This window comes from Halomonas sp. DP3Y7-2 (assembly GCF_019800795.1).
Taxonomy (GTDB): Bacteria; Pseudomonadota; Gammaproteobacteria; order Pseudomonadales; family Halomonadaceae; genus Halomonas; species Halomonas litopenaei_A.
In genome coordinates, this window is sequence record NZ_JAHVKJ010000002.1 from 153,438 (window position 1) to 172,795 (window position 19,358).

Consider the following 19,358-nt stretch of genomic DNA (forward strand, 5'->3'; position numbering starts at 1 on the left):
ATCACGACGGATAGCAAGAAGCCAAAAAACGGCGCCTTTGGGCGCCGTTTTTTCGCTGGATGGACACACTTTCTCTTATATTTTGCTCGATTAACTACAAACTAGCTCACAGCAAACAGGCATCGCCAGAGTGGTTGAGCGGTCGACTGGGGCCATGTTTACACTTCCTTCCGTCGGCGCCGCCCCAAGGCTTCTGCAGCGCGTCACCAGCGGCGCCATTGGATGCCTCTCTCAAGGAAGATGCTCATGAATCTCCGTCATACCCTATCTGTGACCGTTGCCACCCTGGGCTGCAGTCTCCTCCTCTCTGGCTGTGAAAACATGTCCACGGACGACATGATCAGCACCGGCCTCACCGGCTTCGACGCTGCGACCATCAGCGATGAGGAGATCCAGGCCATGTCCGCTCAAGCCTGTGAGCAGATGGATGCCGAATCCACCATCGCCACTCCCGGCTCCGAGTATGCCCAGCGTCTGCAGCGCATCGCCGACAACCTGGGTCACCAGATCGACGGCATCCCGGTCAGCTACAAGGTCTACATGACCGACGACATCAATGCCTGGGCCATGGCCAACGGCTGTGTGCGCGTCTACAGCGGTCTGATGGACATGATGACCGACAACGAGATCGAGGGGGTATTGGGCCATGAGCTTGGCCATGTGGCGTTAGGCCACAGCAAGAAGGCCATGCAGACCGCCTACGCGACCTCCATCGCCCGCGACGCCATGGCGGCATCCGGCAATGGTGCGGTAGCCGCCCTGTCCAGCTCGCAGCTGGGCGATTTGAGTGAAAAGTTCATCAACGCGCAGTTCTCCCAAAGCCAGGAGAGCGACGCTGACAACTTCTCGTTTGACCTGCTCACTGATCGTGGCATTCCTCGCGAAGGCCTGCTGACGGGCTTCGAGAAATTCGCCGACATGGACGGCGGCGAGAGCCGCCTGATGTCGTCACACCCGGGCTCCAAGGATCGCGCCGACAACATCCGTGAGCGTCTGGCCAACGCTAGGCCAGCGACGCTGACGGCGTCACTGGTGCTGCTTAACCGACAAGGCCTCTTCCCACGCCGGGAAGAGGCCTTGTCGTGTCTTCAGGCGCGCCGTCGCCGGGTCTCAAGCGGTCTCGGTACGCGAAGCCGGTTGGTGGGGACGAGGCACGCTGGATATCTCAGCAAGTGTCGCCTCGATCCAGGCCTCGGTGTCTGCCAGCACTTCATCAGGGGTGCGCCCTTGTGTGGCGATCGGCTCACCCACCACCAGTGAGATACGACCAGGACGCTTGACCCAGTCTCGGCCGGGCCAGCATTCACCGGCATTATGTGCAACGGGCACCACGGGGACTCCTGCACGACAGGCGATCACCGCACCACTCTTGTTGTAGCGGCGACGGTTGCCGGGATCGACCCGCGTGCCTTCGGGGAAGATCAGCACGGAAAGCCCCTCCTTGAGACGCTGTCCACCCTGGCTGAGCACCTGTTTCATGGCGCGAGCCGGCTTGGACCGATCCAGTGCAATGGGGTGAAGCAGGCGCAAGCCCCAGCCAAAGATCGGGAAGTTGAGCAGCTCTTTCTTCAGTACCGTGCAGACCGGAGGCTTGAGCAGCTGAAGGTAGACGGTCTCCCACTCGCACTGATGGTTGGACAGAATCACTACCGGGCCGTCGGGCAGATTTTCATGCCCCTGCATCTCGTAGCGCACGCCACATACCAGGCGGAACCAGGCAATGATGAAGTGGTTGTAGAGATTCAGCAGCCGGTAGCGCGAACGCAGTGGCAGCAGGGGGGCAGGAGGCAGAAACAGCAGGCCGCAGACCAGCATGGCCGCAAAGTAGCCGATGTAGAAGATGACGCTGCGCAGCACGTTCATGGGGTTGCGTCCCCCTTGTCCTGGATGGCGGCGGCATCATCACGCGCCTGGCACCAGGTGTCGAGCATGCGGCCCACCTCCAGTCGCCATGGCTTCTGATGCACGCCAAACACCTCCAGCACTCGACGGCAATTGAGGACTCGGCGTAACGGCTGATCGTGGTGATGACTCAGCGCCTTGACCTCGCCCAACGCAATCTGCTCGCCCTGCCCTTCAAGCCGCGTCCCCAGCTGGGTACGCACCATGCAGACAAAGGTGTAAGCGCTGACCGGCTCGACACCTGCCAGGTGATAGCTGCCCCAGGCATCCGCGCCGCAGGCTTGCTGCTGGAGCATGCCTATCAGTGCCATGGCCACTGCATCGGCGGAGGTGGGGCAGAGGGTGACATCCGTCTCGGCACGTACCACGCCACCACTGATCAAGGTATCCAGCAGCTCGCCCAACCAGGCGTGACTGCCTTCCAGGGCGAACATCGGGCCAACGCGCACGATCAGGTGCTGGTGGCACTCTGCCCGGATTCGGTCGCCTGCGGTCACCAGACGGCGCAGGCCTTCATCGCGAGGGGCCGGAATGACATGCTCGTCGATCGGCGAGGCATGACCGTCCTCATACAACTGGTCAGAGACGCACCAGACCAGAGGAATACCGACATCGCGACAGGCCTCCATGCAGGCCTCGACAGCCTCGGCGTGTTCCATCACGGCGGCGGGGGGCACGCTGAAAGGGCGCGACAACGGTGGAATGATCAGTGCATCGGGCGCAATCGCCCGCAGCTTGTCCGCTCCCACCCGGGTGGCAGGATCGATCACCAGCTCCGTATCACCGCGCCGGTTGCTTTCCCGTGCCAGGGCCAGCGACAGGCAATGCCCCGCATCCAGAATCAGCAGCTTCACGACGACTCCTCGTCCATGAGGGCAGCGTGCAGGTCTGCACGATACCCTTGGCGTTACGGCGGATACTCCCTCGACGAGGCAGCACCAAAAGGCCACATTCTACACCAACTGCTGGTGAAACAGCGCCCCTCCCATGGCAGGCGCTGCCGTCCTCGGCGGTGTCTTCCACATCACCTGCGTATGGACGGCTTGCAGACCTGCTCATGAAGCTATCTGGCGGTCAAGCGGCGCTCAGCCGAGGCTGGTGGCAAGCCCCACCAGGCTGACGACCACCAGCACCACGCCAAGCACCCGGAAGAACACCTCGGAACGCGCTCCCAGCAGTGCCTGATGCACTCGCTCGCCCAACACGTGCCCCACCAGAGCACAGGGCAGCAGCCACAGATGGTGCTCCAGCTGCAGGTCGACACCGGCGATGATGAAGGACACCATCTTGATCACCACCAGGATGAACCACAGCACAAACAAGGTATCGCGCAGCTGGTACTTGGCCACGTGGGAGGCGAACACGGCCACGATCAGCGGCGCCCCGATCAGCGACGTGCCGCTCACGTACCCGCCCAGCGCCAGCAGGGCGACATCGACGCCCTTGCTGCGACTTCGAAACGGCCGGTTCAGGGCGTAGCTGGCGCCGTAGATGATGACGATCACGAAGATCACCGCCGTCATCAGCTCTGCCGGCAACGTCAACAATCCGACGACGCCTATCAGTTTGGGGATGATCATGATCGACAGCGCCCGCTTTAAATAGCGCCAGTCGATATTGCTGTGCTCGCCGCCCGCCTCCTGCTTGATCTGGCGACTGCCGCGCCAGGCGATCCAGCTGGAGAAGATCAACAGATGCACCGCCACGATGGGCAGAAAGACCAGCGGCTCATCCAGTACCAGCAACAGAAATGGCAGCGCCAGCACCGCACCGCCAAAGCCAAGGCTGGTGCGCACAAAGCCGCTCCAGCAGAAGATCAGCCCAATCAGGGCATATTGGTACCATTCGAGACCGGCCACGTCGCGGGCACTCCATTGCGTCCAAAGGAGCTATCACTGTACGGAGTTGGTGGGCAAAAATCAGTAGCCCGCTCACTGTATCGACCTTCTGTCCCAATCTCCCGAGGCCCATCGACCAAGGTCATGTCTGGTGACCCGAGTGGTCCATCGGCACCGCTCATGAAAGGCTGACGCTAGCGATCTTTGGCTGCTCGCCATGGAGCAGTCTGCTCTTTTGCGCCGGGGGCTCGCTCGCCTAAAGTGACATGGCGTCATGCCCTCCCCACCGCCGACAGCAGATGAGGATGCCCCTTGGATGTTGAACCGCCCGTAACGATCGGCAAGAAGCGGCGAGCGTTCTCGATCATCGTCGTCTTCAGTTTCCTGTTCGTCGGTACCCTGATTGCCCTGGCCATTCTCGTCGGGCCTTACCTTTACGCGCCACTCGAGTCCCTGTTCTTCGGCACCGCCCGCCGCGCTGCAGACGCCAATGAACAGCACTACAGAGATCATGTCTGGGTGATGTACTCCATCCCCAGCGCGCTCATCTCCGCCTGGCTATGCAGAGTCATGTTCCGCCGCAAACCCCATCGCCGGCGGCGACCGCTGAGGCGCAAGCTGGCCCAGCAGAGAGCGAAGAGGCGCCGGATGGGGGCAAGCGACGGCCTGAGCGGAATCAACGATCATCAGGCAGAAGACGAAGGGGGCGAAGACGCATGGGGCGAAGACAACGTGCAGCGAAGGGGGCGCGGGTATCGCCACATCCTGCCAGGCCATCGGCATAGGCATCGGCACGTTCATCCCAACGACAGGCGGTGATGACCGACGGCCCCACACGCAGTGATCCCATCTCCAGCCAGCAACGGGCCAGCTTGCCCACCAACGAAGAGACCCCGCTTCCGCGGGGTCTCACGACACGACTAGCCAGGACAGCAAGCCAAGACGGGCTGCCTGGCTTAGGGAAACACTGCATACATGCCTGCGCGGACGAATCGCTGCGTTGCGCGCTGCTCGAACGCCTCGCCTTTACCGAATAGGCAGTGGGTTCTGCACTACGGGCGTCTGACGCTTCTTCCGCTCGGCTGACGTATTCTGCGCTTCCTTGGATACACCCAGGTCAGAACGGAATTTCGTCGTCGAAGTCGTCGAAGTTGCCCGGGTCCGGAGCACCAAAGCCGCCTTTCTGGCCGCCTTGGTTCGGCGCCTGCTGGGGCGGACGGTTCTGCTGACCACCGCCCTGCTGACCGCCGCCAAAGTTACCGCCCTGCTGGGGCTGGCCACCGCCAAAGTTGCCGCCCTGCTGGGGCTGACCGCCACCAAAGTTGCCGCCCTGCTGGGGCTGACCACCACCGAAGTTGCCGCCCTGCTGGGGCTGGCCACCGCCGAAGTTGCCGCCCTGCTGGGGCTGGCCACCGCCGAAGTTGCCGCCCTGCTGGCCGCCGAAGCCGCCACCCTGGCCGCCTTCACCCCGACCGTCCAGCATCTGCATGTCGCTGGCAACGATTTCGGTGGAATAGCGGTCCTGGCCATTCTGGTCCTGCCACTTGCGCGTCTGCAGGCGCCCTTCAATGTACAGCTTGGAGCCTTTTTTCAGGTACTGCTGCGAGATTTCGGCCAGCTTGTTGAACATCACGACCCGATGCCACTCGGTACGCTCCTGGCGCTGGCCGCTCTGGCGGTCCATCCAGGTATCGGTAGTCGCGAGATTGAGATTGGCCACGGCGGTACCCGAGGGGGTGAAGCGTACCTCCGGGTCCTGACCGAGGTTGCCGATGAGGATGACCTTGTTGACGCCACGGGCCATGGTTGACTCCTTGATACAAATAATGATGCCGAGACATGCAGGGTACGACCCTCACGCCTCGAAGAGGTTCTTTCGACACCGAATACCGGGTCGGCGTCACGTAAGACAGGTGTGGCTACTATACGCGAGATCACAACAGTTGGCCGCTACATCGAGCGCCCCGGCATGACCTGACCCCGCCAGGCGTTGATCGCGTGCGTCTATCCCGCGGGCACTGGCGCCCCCCATGCCTCTCACCGCCATCTGCCTGGTCAGGGCGTCGACTGGCGCGACGTGCGGGTCAGCCGTTCCAGCGCCTCGGTATCGAGCCGTGTGCGGTCGACCTTCAAGTAAGCCAGCCGTTCTTCCGGCACCACCAATACGTCCTCGACCCCGGCGACGGCGGCGAAGCGTGCCATCAGACTGTCGAGCGTATCGCGTTCGACGTCTTCGGCCAGGGCCACGACCTCGCTGGACAGGTGACGCGGTGCACGCATGCCGAGCATCAGCAGGAACCAGCCAAGCCCCAACAGAGCCGCTCCGAGAAATACCGCCGACAACCCGAACTGCTGGGCCAGAAAGCCCCCCAATACACCGCCGAGGAAAGCGCCCAGGAACTGGCTGGTGGAATAGACACCCATGGCCGTGCCCTTGGCACCGGCAGGCGCCAGCTTGCTGATCATCGACGGCAGCGTCGCCTCAAGCAGGTTGAAGGCCGTAAAGAAGGCCAACAGCCAGGCGCACAGCGCCGCCAGGCCGGTGCCCGCCAGGCCGAGGCCCAACAGGCTAAGCGTGATGGTGGCGATAGCGCCGAGGCACATCAGTTTCATCTTGCGTTTCTTCTCGGCCACGATGACCAGCGGCACCATGGCCACAAAGGACAGCCCCATCACCAGCAGATAGACCAGCCCATGGTGTGCTTCGACGATCCCGGCATCCACCAGGCGAAACGGCACCGCGGTGAAGATGGCCATCAGGATCAGGTGCAGGCTGAAGATCGAGGCGTCCATGCGCCACAGGTCGAGGCGGCCAAGAATACTGGCCAGCTGACCACGATCCAGGCCCACGTCTCGGTGACCGCGACGCCGCGGAGCCGGAGGCACCAGCTTCCACAGCACGACCAACCCCAGCAGCGCCAGCAGGGCGGTGAAGTAGAACACTCCCGCCAGACCAAACCGGCTGGCCACCAGCGGCCCCAGCACCATCGCCACACCGAAGGCCACCCCGATCGACAGCCCGATGGTCGCCATGGCCGCCGTGCGCACCTGTTCCCGGGTCTGGTCGGCCAGCAATGCCATGATGGCCGCCGCCACCGCACCGCTGCCCTGCAAACTGCGGCCCACGATCATCATGGCGATGGAGTCTGCCTGAGCGGCAATCACGCTGCCGATGGCAAACAGCCCCAGGCCAGCGGCGATGACCGGCTTGCGGCCAAGGCGATCCGACAGCAGTCCAAACGGGATCTGCAGCACGGCCTGGGTCAGCCCGTAGACGCCGAGCGCCAGCCCCACCAGCAGCGGCGTGGCGCCAGCCAGGTGATCAGCATTCAGGGCAAGCACAGGCAAGACCATGAAGAGTCCCAGCATGCGCGTGGCGTAGAGCCCCGCCAGACCGACGATGGCACGCCGTTCGGAGGCTAACAGAAGTCGGGCCTTGGACATGAAAAAGATACCGGCGTTGAAGACGGGGCCAGGCCCCGGAGATGGACCGCACATTCTAGCGCCTGCGAGCGGTGCAGAAAATGCCGCGCTCAAGGTCATTTCACAGGCGACTTTTCGACCGCGACTTTGCCGGTGGGGAGGCGGGCCACGTATAATCGGCCTTTTGCCGCGTCCTCGAGGTGGGAATGGACAAGATTCTGGTCAGGGGTGCACGCACCCACAACCTCAAGCAGATCGACGTCGAACTACCCCGTGACAAGCTGATCGTGGTCACCGGACTGTCCGGTTCCGGCAAGTCGTCGCTGGCCTTCGACACCTTGTACGCCGAAGGCCAGCGACGCTACGTGGAGTCGCTGTCCACCTATGCGCGTCAGTTTCTGTCGATGATGGAAAAGCCTGACGTTGACCACATCGAGGGGCTGTCTCCAGCGATTTCCATCGAGCAGAAATCCACCTCGCACAACCCCCGCTCGACCGTCGGTACGATCACCGAGATCTATGACTACCTGCGCCTGCTGTTCGCACGGGCTGGCACCCCCCGCTGCCCGGAGCATGGGGAGGATCTGGAAGCGCAGATCATTTCGCAGATGGTCGACCAGGTCATGGCGCTACCGGAGGGCAGTAAACTGATGCTGCTGGCTCCGGTCGTCAGCGGACGCAAGGGTGAGCACCTGCAGCTGCTGGCCGAGCTGCGTTCACAAGGTTTCGTGCGCGCCATGATCGACGGCCAGGTGGTGGAACTCGATGACGTGCGCCCGCTGGAGAAGAACCGCAAGCACGACATCAGCGTGGTCGTTGACCGTATCAAGGTGCGCGAGGGCCTGGAGCAGCGCCTGGCCGAGTCCTTCGAGACCGCCCTGGGCCTGGCCGACGGCACTGCCATGATTCATTTCATGGACGGTGAGCAGGAGGATATGGCCTTCTCGTCGCGCTTTGCCTGCCCGGTGTGTGGCTACTCCATCGCCGAGCTCGAGCCACGGATGTTCTCTTTTAACAATCCGGCCGGCGCCTGTCCCACCTGCGACGGACTCGGGGTCCAGCAGTTCTTCGACCCCGACAAGCTGATCAGCCACCCGGAACTGTCGCTGGCCGAGGGCGTGATCAAGGGCTGGGACCGGCGCAGCGTCTACTACTTCAACCAGTTGAAGGCGGTCGCCGACCACTACCGTTTCACGCTGGAAACCCCGTGGAACGAACTGGCGCGCCATGAGCGGGAAGTGATCCTCAACGGCAGCGGCAAGGACGACATTGCCTTCACCTACGTCAATGATCGTGGCAAGAAGGTCACCAGGGAGCACCCTTTCGAAGGGGTGCTGCCCAATATGCAGCGACGCTATCGGGAAACCGAATCCAGCATGGTGCGCGAAGACCTCGCCCGCTATATCGCCGTGCAGCCCTGCCGTACCTGCGAGGGCTCACGCCTGCGCAAGGAAGCGCGTCACGTGTTCGTCGATGGCACCACGCTACCCCAAGTCGTGCGCTTGCCGATCGGCGACGCCCAGCGCTACTTCAGCGAGCTGAGCCTGCCCGGACGCAAGGGCGAGATCGCCGAAAAAATCCTGGCAGAGATCTCGGCGCGGCTGGAGTTTCTGGTCAACGTCGGCCTGGATTATCTCAACCTCGAGCGCAGCGCAGAGACCCTGTCCGGCGGCGAGGCTCAGCGCATTCGCCTGGCCAGCCAGATTGGCGCGGGTCTGGTGGGCGTCATGTATATCCTCGATGAGCCCTCCATCGGCCTGCACCAGCGCGATAACGATCGCCTGCTGAAAACCCTGGAGCGTCTGCGCGACCTGGGCAACACGGTGATCGTGGTCGAACACGACGAGGACGCCATCCGCGCCGCCGACCATGTGCTCGACATTGGCCCCGGTGCCGGCGTCCACGGCGGCGAAATCGTCGCCGAGGGCACCCCGGAAGAGGTCATGGCCAATGAGGCCTCGCTGACCGGCCAGTATCTGTCCGGCACCCGCGCCATCGAGGTTCCCCCCTGGCGCATTCCCGGTAATCCGGAAAAGACGCTCAAGCTGACCGGCGCGACCGGCAACAACCTGCAGGACGTCACCCTGGAGCTTCCGCTGGGGCTATTCGTGTGCGTTACCGGGGTCTCTGGCTCGGGCAAGTCGACGCTGATCAACTCGACGTTGATGCCGATCGCCGCCCGCGAGCTGAACAAGGCCACGACCCTGACGCCGTCGCCCTACAAGAGCATTGAGGGGCTCGATCAGCTCGACAAGATCATCGACATTGACCAGAGCCCGATCGGTCGCACGCCGCGCTCCAACCCGGCGACCTACACCGGCATCTTCACCCCCATCCGCGAGCTGTTCGCGGGCACCCAGGAAGCCCGTTCACGGGGCTACAAGCCGGGGCGCTTCTCGTTCAACGTCAAGGGGGGCCGCTGTGAGGCCTGCCAGGGCGAGGGCATGATCAAGGTCGAGATGCACTTCCTGCCGGATATCTATGTGCCCTGCGATGTCTGCAAGGGCAAGCGCTACAACCGCGAGACCCTGGATATCCACTACAAGGGCAAGACCATCGATGAAGTGCTGGAGATGACGGTGGAGGAAGCCCTAGAATTCTTCAGCCCGGTGCCCGCCATCGCACGCCGTCTGCAGACCCTGGTCGACGTCGGCCTGACCTACATTCGCCTGGGTCAGAGCGCCACCACCCTGTCCGGCGGCGAGGCCCAGCGGGTCAAGCTGGCCCGGGAGCTGGCCAAGCGGGATACCGGCAAGACCCTGTATATTCTCGATGAGCCCACGACGGGCCTGCACTTCGAGGATATCCGCCAGCTGCTGACGGTGCTCCACCGCTTGCGCGATCACGGCAATACCGTGGTCGTCATCGAGCACAACCTGGACGTGATCAAGACCGCCGACTGGTTGATCGATCTGGGGCCTGAAGGTGGCTCCGGCGGAGGCCGGATCATCGCTGAAGGCACGCCTGAGCAGCTTGCAACCATGGAGGTCTCCCACACCGGGCGTTTCCTCAAGCCACTGCTCGAACGTGCGCCCTCCACCTCACGCAAGGATGACAAGGCCACCGCAACGGCCTGAGGGCTCGGCCAGGAGCCCGCTGCTCACCTGGTGATCAGCGGATGCTAGACCCAAGGGGAAGGCCATGGCCTTCCCCTTGTCGTAGGTGAAGAGAAGTGAGGCGCAGGGTGTCGCTGGAAAGGAGCCAGGCCGTTGCTACATATTGCCCTCATGCAGGAAAGCCTTAAGCGTCAGCGCGCGGCGCGCGGTTTCTTCAAGCACGCATGACGCGGCGACCACATTGCGAATGGTGCCGCCCTGGTAGCGGGCGTAGGCATAGCCACACTCGGCGTCGCGAAAGGCGATCCAGGCGCGCTGCACATCCCTGAGCGCTTTCGCGCGCGAGATACCGAGTTCCGGCCACTCCTGATCCTGCTCGCGCATACTATCCCGCAACTCCAGGTACTGCGCGTTCAACAGATCGTCCCAGACCTCGGTCTCGGCCTGAAGGCAAGCGACAATCCCCAGGGTCGTGCTACCGCCGTCGCTCTCCTGGCAAAGGTTTGCAGCCTCTGCGATGCAGCTGCCGGCCCCCTCCTGACCCATCTGCACAAAGCACTCACGCACGCTGGCAGCGTCGACCGAGAGGGATGATGGCCTGAGCTCTTCCTTCTCATCTAACTGTGCTGCCTGTGTCTGTGGCCCGACTATGACCGACAACAGCACGAGGAGCGATATTAGCCTCTGCCACATCTGATTAAACTCCTTCCCCGAAACCTTGTGCCTGACTGACATCATAGGGGAAGCCAGGAGGGCCAGGCATGGCAAGACTCTACCGTCGTCGTCATTGCTCGTTACAGGCATTCATCGTCAGCAGAGTTTTACTTAATAAACAGGCACTTGTGATAGCGAAGTGCAGACAAAAAAAACCGCCACCCTGAACACTCAGGGTGGCGGTTTCGCGTCGTGTTGAAGCGCTGTCGAAAGGATTACTCCTCGCCGACGGCCTCTTCTTCAGCGACGGGACGATCGACCAACTCGACGAAGGCCATGGGGGCGTTGTCGCCGGTGCGGAAGCCGCACTTGAGAATACGGACGTAACCGCCCGGACGCTCGACGTAACGCGGACCCAGCTCATTGAAGAGCTTGCCGACTGCTTCTTTGGAGCGAGTACGGCTGAAGGCCAGACGACGGTTAGCGACGCTGTCTTCCTTCGCCAGGGTAATGAGCGGCTCGATATGACGACGCAGCTCTTTTGCCTTGGGAAGGGTTGTCTTGATCACTTCGTGCTCGACCAGCGACACGCTCATGTTGCGGAACATGGCCTGGCGGTGCGAGCTGGTACGATTGAGGTGACGACCACTCTTACGATGACGCATGGTTGTGATTCCTTACCAAACTGGGACTCGAGCCGACGCTTAGGCGGTGGCCTTGTCGTCCTTCAGGCTAGCCGGCGGCCAATTTTCAAGCCGCATGCCAAGGGACAGACCACGAGCAGCCAACACGTCCTTGATCTCGTTCAAGGATTTCTTGCCGAGGTTCGGGGTCTTCAACAGCTCAACTTCAGTACGCTGAATCAGATCACCGATGTAATAGATATTCTCGGCCTTCAGGCAGTTGGCGCTACGAACGGTCAACTCGAGATCGTCTACGGGGCGCAGCAGGATCGGATCGATGTGATCCTCTTCCTCGACCACTTCCTGTTCCTTGTCGGCTTCCAGATCGACAAACGCTGCCAGCTGCTCTTGCAGGATGGTCGCGCTGCGACGGATGGCCTCTTCCGGATCCAGGGTGCCGTCGGTTTCCAGGTTGATGATCAGCTTATCGAGGTCGGTACGCTGTTCAACACGAGCGGCTTCGACGCTGTAGGAAACGCGGCGCACGGGGCTGAAGGTCGCATCCAGCTGCAGACGGCCGATGGCGCGTGTTTCGTCGTCGGCTTCGCTGCGGACATCCGCAGGCTCATAGCCGCGACCACGGGCCACCTTGAGCTGCATCTTGAGCTCGGCGCCTTCATTGACGTGGGCGATGACGTGCTCGGGGTTGACCACTTCGACGTCGTGATCGACGGCGATGTCACCAGCGGTGACGACGGCCGGGCCCTGCTTGTTCAGCGAGAGCATCGCCTCGTCGCGGCTGTGCATCTTGATCGCCACGTCTTTGAGGTTCAGGAGGATTTCGATGACATCTTCCTGGACGCCCTCGATCGCGCTGTACTCATGGTCGACGCCTGCGATCTCGGTTTCCACCACGGCACAGCCGGGCATGGACGAGAGCAGGATACGACGCAGAGCATTGCCCAGCGTGTGGCCGAAGCCACGCTCGAACGGCTCGAGCACGATCTTTGCGTGGTGTGCGCTGATCTCTTCGACCTTGATGTCGCGAGGACGGAGAAACTCTGTCACTGAACGCTGCATATGAACACCTTTCAGGCTGCCAAACGAATACTCGGTAATGATCGCCGCCCTCCCGAGGGAGGGCGGCGCGGACTGGCCGTTTACTTCGAGTACAGCTCGACGATCAGTTGCTCGTTGATGTCGGCAGTCAGGTCACCGCGCTCGGGCAGGGCCTTGAAGGTGCCTTCCATCTTCTTGGCGTCGAGTTCGATCCAGGCCACATCGCCACGGTTGGCAGCGATGGTCAGGGCGTTTTGGATACGCGCCTGCTGCTTGGCCTTTTCACGAACGGATACCACGTCGCCGGGCTTGACCTGGTAGGAGGCCACGTTGACGGTCTTGCCGTTAACGGCAATCGCCTTGTGGCTCACCAGCTGACGAGCCTCGGAGCGAGTGGCGCCAAAGCCCATGCGGTAGACGACGTTGTCCAGTCGGGACTCAAGCAGCTGCAGCAACAACTCACCGGTCGCACCCTTCAGACGGGCGGCTTCCTTGTAGTAGTTGCGGAACTGCTTTTCGAGTACGCCATACATGCGACGTACTTTCTGCTTCTCGCGAAGCTGCAAGCCGTAGTCGGAAAGACGCTGACGGCGCTGGCCGTGCACACCCGGAATCTGCTCGGATTTGCACTTTTTCTCGAAGGGAGTGACACCGCTCTTGAGGAAGAGGTCGGTACCTTCCCGGCGAGACAGTTTGCACTTAGGTCCAATGTAACGAGCCATGAATCTGTCTCCTTAAACGCGGCGTTTCTTCGGCGGACGGCAGCCATTGTGGGGAATGGGCGTCGCGTCGGTGATGCTTTGCACGCGGAAGCCGGCGGCGTTGAGCGCGCGCACGGCGGATTCACGGCCAGGACCGGGGCCCTTGACCAGCACGTCGACGTTTTTCACACCATACTCGGCTGCAGCGGTCGCTGCACGCTCGCTTGCTACTTGAGCAGCGAACGGGGTGCTCTTGCGAGAACCACGAAAACCCGAACCACCGGCTGTCGCCCAGGAAAGAGCGTTGCCCTGGCGGTCTGTGATCGTAATGATCGTGTTGTTAAAAGAGGCGTGGATATGCGCAACCGCATCCACTACCTGCTTTTTAACCTTTTTACGGTTGCTACGCGGGTTAGCCATGTTGATGTCAATTCCTGTCTTTACGCCAGAACGTGCGTGTTATTTGCGGATCGGCTTACGCGGTCCCTTACGGGTACGCGCGTTAGTCTTGGTGCGCTGACCGCGCATCGGAAGACTACGACGATGACGCAGACCACGATAGCAACCCAGGTCCATGAGACGCTTGATGTTCAGCGTCACATCACGACGAAGGTCGCCTTCAACGGTATACTTGCCGACTTCACTACGCAGGTTGTCGATCTCTTCAGATGACAGGTCCTGGATTTTGGTGGTCGGCGCGATGCCGGTCGCTTCACAGATTTCCTGTGCGCGAGTGCGGCCAATCCCGAAGATGTAGGTCAGCGAGATCGCCGCATGCTTGTTGTCCGGGATATTGACGCCTGCAATACGGGCCATCAGCTTACTCCGAAATTTGAGCGGCTTGCTCGGTTAATCAACTACAAAAGGCGCAATAGCATACCCCCTTCCCATCAAAAGGGCAAGGGGTATGCCAGCACCCGGTTCAATTCAGCCCAGGATCAACCCTGGCGCTGCTTGTGCCGCGGCTCGCTGCAGATGACGCGCACGGCGCCATTGCGACGAATGATCTTGCAATTGCGGCACATTTTCTTGACGGAAGCTCGAACTTTCATCGTTCTCTCCAATATCGGCTTGCGGCGTGCCAAATCGGCCTGCGGCGCGTTTAGCGCATGATGCCGCCGCTACCGTAGCCTTTCAGGTTGGACTTCTTCATCACCGACTCATACTGGTGCGACATGAGGTGCGACTGCACCTGGGCCATGAAGTCCATGATGACCACGACCACGATCAGAAGCGAGGTACCGCCAAAGAAGAACGGCACGTTCCACGCTACGATCAGGAACTGGGGCATCAGGGAAACCGCAGTGATGTAGAGAGCGCCGAACAAAGTCAGACGAGTCATGACCTTGTCGACATAACGAGCGGTTTGCTCGCCAGGACGAATCCCCGGCAGGAAAGCACCCGACTTCTTGAGGTTGTCGGCTACGTCCTTGGGGTTAAAGACCAGCGCTGTGTAAAAGAAGCAGAAGAATACCACCGCCGCCGCGAAAAGCAAGATATACAGGGGCTGACCAGGGGCCAACGCCTGGGACGCGCGCTGCAACCACTCCATGCCATCACCGGCACCTACCCACTGACCGAGGGAGGCCGGGAACAGCAGGATACTCGAGGCAAAGATGGCCGGGATAACGCCCGCCATGTTGACCTTGAGCGGAAGGTAGCTGCTCTGTCCTGCGTACATCTTGTTGCCGACCTGGCGGCGCGGGTAGTTCACCGTAATCCGGCGCTGACCGCGTTCGATGAACACGACAAACGCCACGGTGGCGATACCCAGAAGGCTCAATGCCAACAGCGGCAACACATTCCACGCGCCCTCGTTGCGGGCAAGCTCGAAGGCTTGCGCCACAGCGCCAGGCAGGCCGGCGACGATACCCGCGAAGATCAGCAACGAGATACCGTTGCCAATACCCTTCTCGGTAATCTGCTCACCCAGCCACATCAGGAACACCGCGCCACACACGAAGGTGATGATCGCGGTGAAATAGAAGCTGAGATCGGCCGTGTAGGCAATGCCTTGGCTGGCCAGGCCCACCGACATACCGGTGGCCTGAACCAGGGCCAGCACCACCGTGCCGTAGCGCGTGTACTGGCTGATCTTGCGGCGGCCGCCCTCGCCTTCCTTTTTCAACTGCTCAAGGTGAGGCGAGACGGCAGTCAGGAGCTGCATGATGATCGACGCCGAGATGTACGGCATGATGCCGAGGGCGAGAATACTCATGCGCTCCAGGGCACCGCCCGAGAACATGTTGAACATGCCCAGGATGGTGCCCTGCTGCTCCCTGAACAAGGCAGCAAGCTGGTCAGGATTGATACCGGGAACGGGGATGTGGGCACCGATACGGTAGACCACGATGGCGAGGAGCACGAAGCGCAGACGCGCCCACAGTTCACTCAGACCGCTGCCCATCGCCGGCATGTTTCCTGACTTGGCCATTTAGTCCTCTACCTTGCCACCGGCGGCTTCGATCGCTGCGCGGGCACCTTTGGTGACCCGCAGACCGCGAACGGTAACCGCCTTGTTCAGATCGCCGGAAAGGATCACTTTCGCATGCTGCGTAGCGTCCTTCAGCACATTGGCTTCCTTGAGGCTTTCCAGAGTGACTTCGTCACCCGCGACCTTGGCCAGTTCGGCCAGGCGGACTTCCTCGGAAACCAGTGATTTGGCGGAGGTGAAGCCAAACTTCGGCAGACGACGCTGCAGGGGCATCTGACCGCCCTCGAAGCCGGGCTTGACGCTGCCACCGCTGCGCGACTTCTGGCCCTTGTGGCCACGGCCGCCGGTCTTGCCCAGACCGGAGCCGATGCCACGACCGACGCGCTTTTCAGCGTGCTTGGAGCCCGGTGCCGGGCTCAGGCTGTTAAGTTTCATGGATTACTCTCCCTCAACACGCACAAGGTAGTTGACCTTGTGGATCATGCCGCGGACGGCAGGGGTGTCTTCCAGTTCAACCGTGTGACCGATGCGGCGCAGGCCGAGGCCCTTCATGGTGGCCTTGTGCTTGGCCAACGTGCCGATGGTGCTGCGGGTCTGGGTAACCTTGATCGTAGCTGCCATGGTCTATTACCCCGTGATCGCTTCGACTGAGAGACCGCGCTTGGCGGCCACGTCTTCCGGCGACTGCATGGAAGCCAGGCCATTCACGGTCGCGCGGACCACGTTCACCGGATTGGTGGAGCCATAGCACTTGGCCAGGACGTTGTGCACGCCGGCCAGTTCCAGCACGGAGCGCATGGCGCCGCCGGCGATGATACCAGTACCGTCGGAAGCCGGCTGCATGTACACCTTGGAGGCGCCATGACGAGCCTTGACCGGATACTGGAGTGTGCCGCCGACCAGGTTCACCTTGACCATGTTGCGACGCGCCTGGTCCATCGCCTTCTGAATCGCGACCGGCACTTCACGCGCCTTGCCACGACCGAAGCCAACACGACCGTTTCCGTCACCGACGACAGTCAGAGCGGTGAAGCCGAAAATACGGCCACCCTTGACCACCTTGGCGACACGGTTGACCTGCACGAGCTTTTCTTGCAGATCGCCGTTTTGCTGTTCGTTCTTCGCCATCGTAAAACCCTTTAGAATTCCAGGCCGCCTTCACGAGCGGCGTCGGCCAGGGCCTTCACACGACCGTGGTACTTGAAGCCAGCGCGGTCGAAGGCCACCTGGGTGATGCCCGCTTCCTTGGCGCGCTCAGCGATCAGCGCACCAACTTTGGCTGCGGCGTCTGCGTTGCCGGTTGCACCTTCGCGCAGGCTCTTGTCCAGCGTGGAAGCGCTGGCCAGGACCTTGCCACCATCCGGCGAGATAATCTGCGCGTAGATGTGACGCGGGGTACGGTTGACGCACAGGCGAGACACGCCCAGCTCGCGGATCTTGGCGCGAGCGCGGCGGGCACGACGGAGACGAGATTCTTTCTTCGCGTTCATAACCCTGCCTTACTTCTTCTTGGCTTCTTTACGGCGGACCTGCTCATCCGCGTAACGCACACCCTTACCCTTATAGGGCTCGGGCGGACGGAAGGCGCGGATTTCCGCTGCGACCTGGCCGAGCTTCTGCTTGTCCGCGCTCTTCAGCACGATGACGGTGTTCTTCGGCGTTTCCGCAGAGACACCCTCAGGCAGGGCATAATCGACCGGGTGAGAGAAGCCCAGTGTCAGGTTAAGCGTCTGGCCTTTCGCTTGAGCGCGATAACCGACGCCGATGATTTCGAGGGTCTTGGTAAAGCCCTCGGACACGCCGGTGACCAGGTTCTGAACCAGGGCACGGGTGGTGCCGACCATGGCCCAGCTCTTAGCGGATTCGCTCGGCTGGAAGGTCAGCTGGCCGTCTTCCTGCGCGATCACGACATCGCCGTGAACGGGCATGGAGAGGGTGCCCTGACCGCCCTTGGCGGTCAGCGTGGCGTCGTCGATCTTGACCTCGACGCCAGCGGGCACTTTAACCGGATATTTGGCTACGCGGGACATTCCAAACTCCTAGAATACGGTGCAGAGGACTTCGCCGCCGACACCAGCCTGACGCGCGGCACGATCGGTCATCACACCCTTGGAGGTAGTGACGATCGCGACACCCAGGCCATCGGCGACCTTCGGCAGCGCATCCTTGCCCTTGTAACTACGCAGGGACGGCTTGGAAACCCGCTGCAGATGCTCGATGACCGGCTTGCCTTCGAAGTACTTCAGGCTGACGGTCAGCTCGGGCTTGGCTGATTCGCTCACGGCGAAGTCAGTGATGTAACCCTCTTCTTTCAGCACGCGGGCCACTTCAACCTTGATCTTGGAGGACGGCATGGTGACCGTCTCCTTGGTGGCCTGCTGCGCATTGCGGATACGAGTAAACATATCCGCCAGAGTGTCTTGCATGCTCATTTAACTTGCGCTCCTGATGATTCTACGTGGCGTTACCAGCTGGACTTCTTGAGTCCGGGCACGTCGCCACGCATGGCGGCTTCACGCAGCTTGTTACGGCCGAGGCCGAACTTGTTGTAGTAGCCGTGCGGACGGCCAGTCACGCGGCAGCGGTTACGCTGACGCACGGGGCTGGAGTCACGCGGCAGCGACTGCAACTTCAGCTGCGCATCGAAGCGCTCCTCATCGGAGCTGTTCACGTCCTGGATGATCGCCTTGAGCTCGGCACGCTTGGCAGCATACTTCTCAACCAGTTGCGCGCGCTTCTGCTCACGCTCAATCATGCTCTTCTTTGCCATGATCCCACCCTTATTTCTTGAACGGGAAGTTCAATGCGCTCAAGAGCGCACGACCTTCGTCATCGGTGTTGGCAGTGGTGGTGATGGTGACATCCAGACCACGAATCCGGTCGATCTTATCATATTCGATCTCCGGGAAGATGATCTGCTCACGCACCCCCATGCTGTAGTTGCCACGACCGTCGAAGGACTTCGGGTTGAGACCACGGAAGTCACGAACGCGGGGGATCGCGATATTCACCAGGCGATCGAGGAAGTCCCACATACGCTCACTGCGCAGTGTGACCTTCACGCCGATCGGCCAGCCTTCACGCACCTTGAAGCCCGCGATGGACTTGCGTGCCTTGGTGACCATCGGCTTTTGACCGGAGAGCTTCTCCAGGTCGCCGACGGCCGCATCGATCAGCTTTTTATCGCTGGTCGCTTCGCCGATACCCATGTTCAGGGTCACCTTGGTGATCCTGGGTACCTGCATAACGTTGGCGTAGCTAAACTGCTCTTTGAGTTGAGCCACCACCTCGTTTTGATAACGTTCTTTCAAGTTCGCCATTTTGCTACCCGACTCGCGTTAGGCGTCGATCTGCGCTTGCGTCGACTTGTAGATACGTACCTTGGTACCGTCTTCCTTGATCTGGAAGCCGACGCGATCCGCCTTACCGGTCTCCTGATTGAAGATGGCTACGTTGGACGCGTGAATCGGAGCCTCGCGCTCGACGATACCGCCCTGATTGCCGGCCATGGGGTTCGGCTTGGTGTGACGCTTGATCATGTTCACACCCGCTACCACGAAACGGTCGTCCTGGAGGACGCGCTTCACAGTACCGCGCTTACCCTTGTCCTTGCCGGCGATGACGATCACTTCATCATCACGTTTGATCTTTTGCATGTCGCCTCGCTC

Annotated in this window: 24 protein-coding genes and 1 pseudogene; 3 read left to right on the top strand and 22 right to left on the bottom strand. The window is 61.4% G+C overall.

Translation table 11 applies throughout. The features are described from left to right. Positions 1-423: 423 nt before the first annotated feature. Positions 424-981: pseudogene (locus tag KUV45_RS03960) on the top strand (M48 family metalloprotease); the annotation flags it as partial. A 129-nt stretch (positions 982-1,110) separates the two neighbouring features. Here the strand turns inward: KUV45_RS03960 and KUV45_RS03965 are convergent. From KUV45_RS03965 to KUV45_RS03975, 3 genes are all read right to left on the bottom strand, one after another. Continuing rightward, complete coding sequence (locus tag KUV45_RS03965; RefSeq protein ID WP_206944166.1) at positions 1,111-1,863, bottom strand: 1-acyl-sn-glycerol-3-phosphate acyltransferase; 753 nt, start codon at positions 1,861-1,863, stop codon at positions 1,111-1,113. After that, on the bottom strand, positions 1,860-2,756 hold the full coding sequence (locus KUV45_RS03970) for a sugar nucleotide-binding protein (protein WP_206944168.1): 897 nt from the start codon (positions 2,754-2,756) through the stop codon (positions 1,860-1,862). The genes KUV45_RS03965 and KUV45_RS03970 overlap by 4 nt, the downstream gene beginning before the upstream one ends. 231 nt (positions 2,757-2,987) lie before the next feature. Continuing rightward, positions 2,988-3,761 (bottom strand): TSUP family transporter, encoded by a 774-nt coding sequence (locus KUV45_RS03975; protein WP_206944170.1) that lies wholly within the window; start codon positions 3,759-3,761, stop codon positions 2,988-2,990. 291 nt (positions 3,762-4,052) lie between these two features. On the opposite strand from KUV45_RS03975, the gene KUV45_RS03980 reads away from it, so the two are divergent. After that, entirely contained in the window at positions 4,053-4,559 is a 507-nt protein-coding gene (locus KUV45_RS03980; RefSeq protein ID WP_222164139.1) for a hypothetical protein, read from the top strand. 298 nt (positions 4,560-4,857) lie between these two features. On the opposite strand, the gene KUV45_RS03985 is transcribed toward KUV45_RS03980, so the two are convergent. Beyond that, positions 4,858-5,544: a single-stranded DNA-binding protein gene (locus KUV45_RS03985; protein WP_206944176.1), complete on the bottom strand. Its 687-nt coding sequence runs from the start codon at positions 5,542-5,544 to the stop codon at positions 4,858-4,860. A gap of 251 nt (positions 5,545-5,795) precedes the next feature. Then, on the bottom strand, positions 5,796-7,184 hold the full coding sequence (locus KUV45_RS03990; protein ID WP_206944178.1) for an MFS transporter: 1,389 nt from the start codon (positions 7,182-7,184) through the stop codon (positions 5,796-5,798). Positions 7,185-7,369: 185 nt separating this feature from the next. Between KUV45_RS03990 and uvrA the strand changes: the two genes are divergently transcribed. Continuing rightward, positions 7,370-10,240, top strand: coding sequence for an excinuclease ABC subunit UvrA (gene uvrA, locus KUV45_RS03995; RefSeq protein ID WP_222164140.1), 2,871 nt, complete (start codon positions 7,370-7,372; stop codon positions 10,238-10,240). A gap of 135 nt (positions 10,241-10,375) precedes the next feature. On the opposite strand, the gene KUV45_RS04000 is transcribed toward uvrA, so the two are convergent. From KUV45_RS04000 to rplX, 17 genes are all read right to left on the bottom strand, one after another. Beyond that, a complete protein-coding gene (locus tag KUV45_RS04000) occupies positions 10,376-10,957 on the bottom strand; it encodes a lysozyme inhibitor LprI family protein (RefSeq protein ID WP_222164141.1) in 582 nt (193 codons plus the stop codon). A gap of 191 nt (positions 10,958-11,148) precedes the next feature. Next, positions 11,149-11,538 (bottom strand): 50S ribosomal protein L17, encoded by a 390-nt coding sequence (gene rplQ, locus KUV45_RS04005; RefSeq protein WP_206944185.1) that lies wholly within the window; start codon positions 11,536-11,538, stop codon positions 11,149-11,151. A 39-nt stretch (positions 11,539-11,577) separates the two neighbouring features. Beyond that, a complete protein-coding gene (locus KUV45_RS04010) occupies positions 11,578-12,576 on the bottom strand; it encodes a DNA-directed RNA polymerase subunit alpha (protein ID WP_108133880.1) in 999 nt (332 codons plus the stop codon). Between the two features lie 80 nt (positions 12,577-12,656). Beyond that, complete coding sequence (rpsD, locus tag KUV45_RS04015; RefSeq protein ID WP_206944186.1) at positions 12,657-13,277, bottom strand: 30S ribosomal protein S4; 621 nt, start codon at positions 13,275-13,277, stop codon at positions 12,657-12,659. Between the two features lie 12 nt (positions 13,278-13,289). Next, positions 13,290-13,676: a 30S ribosomal protein S11 gene (rpsK, locus tag KUV45_RS04020; RefSeq protein ID WP_013331014.1), complete on the bottom strand. Its 387-nt coding sequence runs from the start codon at positions 13,674-13,676 to the stop codon at positions 13,290-13,292. 39 nt (positions 13,677-13,715) lie between these two features. Continuing rightward, a complete protein-coding gene (rpsM, locus tag KUV45_RS04025) occupies positions 13,716-14,072 on the bottom strand; it encodes a 30S ribosomal protein S13 (protein WP_206944187.1) in 357 nt (118 codons plus the stop codon). Positions 14,073-14,194: 122 nt separating this feature from the next. After that, a complete protein-coding gene (gene rpmJ / locus KUV45_RS04030; protein ID WP_008959154.1) occupies positions 14,195-14,308 on the bottom strand; it encodes a 50S ribosomal protein L36 in 114 nt (37 codons plus the stop codon). A 50-nt stretch (positions 14,309-14,358) separates the two neighbouring features. Continuing rightward, a complete protein-coding gene (gene secY / locus KUV45_RS04035; protein WP_206944188.1) occupies positions 14,359-15,690 on the bottom strand; it encodes a preprotein translocase subunit SecY in 1,332 nt (443 codons plus the stop codon). After that, a complete protein-coding gene (rplO, locus tag KUV45_RS04040) occupies positions 15,691-16,125 on the bottom strand; it encodes a 50S ribosomal protein L15 (protein ID WP_206944189.1) in 435 nt (144 codons plus the stop codon). It abuts the gene before it with no gap. 3 nt (positions 16,126-16,128) lie between these two features. Continuing rightward, on the bottom strand, positions 16,129-16,311 hold the full coding sequence (rpmD, locus tag KUV45_RS04045; protein ID WP_045990844.1) for a 50S ribosomal protein L30: 183 nt from the start codon (positions 16,309-16,311) through the stop codon (positions 16,129-16,131). A gap of 6 nt (positions 16,312-16,317) precedes the next feature. Next, positions 16,318-16,818 carry a 30S ribosomal protein S5 gene (gene rpsE, locus KUV45_RS04050; protein ID WP_206944190.1) on the bottom strand — a complete coding sequence of 167 codons (501 nt, stop codon included), beginning with the start codon at positions 16,816-16,818 and terminating at the stop codon, positions 16,318-16,320. 11 nt (positions 16,819-16,829) lie between these two features. Beyond that, on the bottom strand, positions 16,830-17,180 hold the full coding sequence (gene rplR / locus KUV45_RS04055; protein WP_206944192.1) for a 50S ribosomal protein L18: 351 nt from the start codon (positions 17,178-17,180) through the stop codon (positions 16,830-16,832). A gap of 9 nt (positions 17,181-17,189) precedes the next feature. After that, a complete protein-coding gene (gene rplF / locus KUV45_RS04060) occupies positions 17,190-17,720 on the bottom strand; it encodes a 50S ribosomal protein L6 (RefSeq protein ID WP_206944194.1) in 531 nt (176 codons plus the stop codon). 9 nt (positions 17,721-17,729) lie between these two features. After that, positions 17,730-18,122: a 30S ribosomal protein S8 gene (rpsH, locus tag KUV45_RS04065; RefSeq protein WP_045990848.1), complete on the bottom strand. Its 393-nt coding sequence runs from the start codon at positions 18,120-18,122 to the stop codon at positions 17,730-17,732. A gap of 32 nt (positions 18,123-18,154) precedes the next feature. Next, the gene (gene rpsN, locus KUV45_RS04070) at positions 18,155-18,460 is read right to left on the bottom strand and encodes a 30S ribosomal protein S14 (RefSeq protein ID WP_206944196.1); all 306 of its coding nucleotides are present in this window, start codon (positions 18,458-18,460) and stop codon (positions 18,155-18,157) included. A gap of 10 nt (positions 18,461-18,470) precedes the next feature. Next, a complete protein-coding gene (gene rplE / locus KUV45_RS04075; protein ID WP_045990850.1) occupies positions 18,471-19,010 on the bottom strand; it encodes a 50S ribosomal protein L5 in 540 nt (179 codons plus the stop codon). 18 nt (positions 19,011-19,028) lie between these two features. Further along, positions 19,029-19,346, bottom strand: a complete 318-nt coding sequence (gene rplX, locus KUV45_RS04080) for a 50S ribosomal protein L24 (protein WP_206944198.1) — start codon at positions 19,344-19,346, stop codon at positions 19,029-19,031. Positions 19,347-19,358 lie beyond the last annotated feature (12 nt).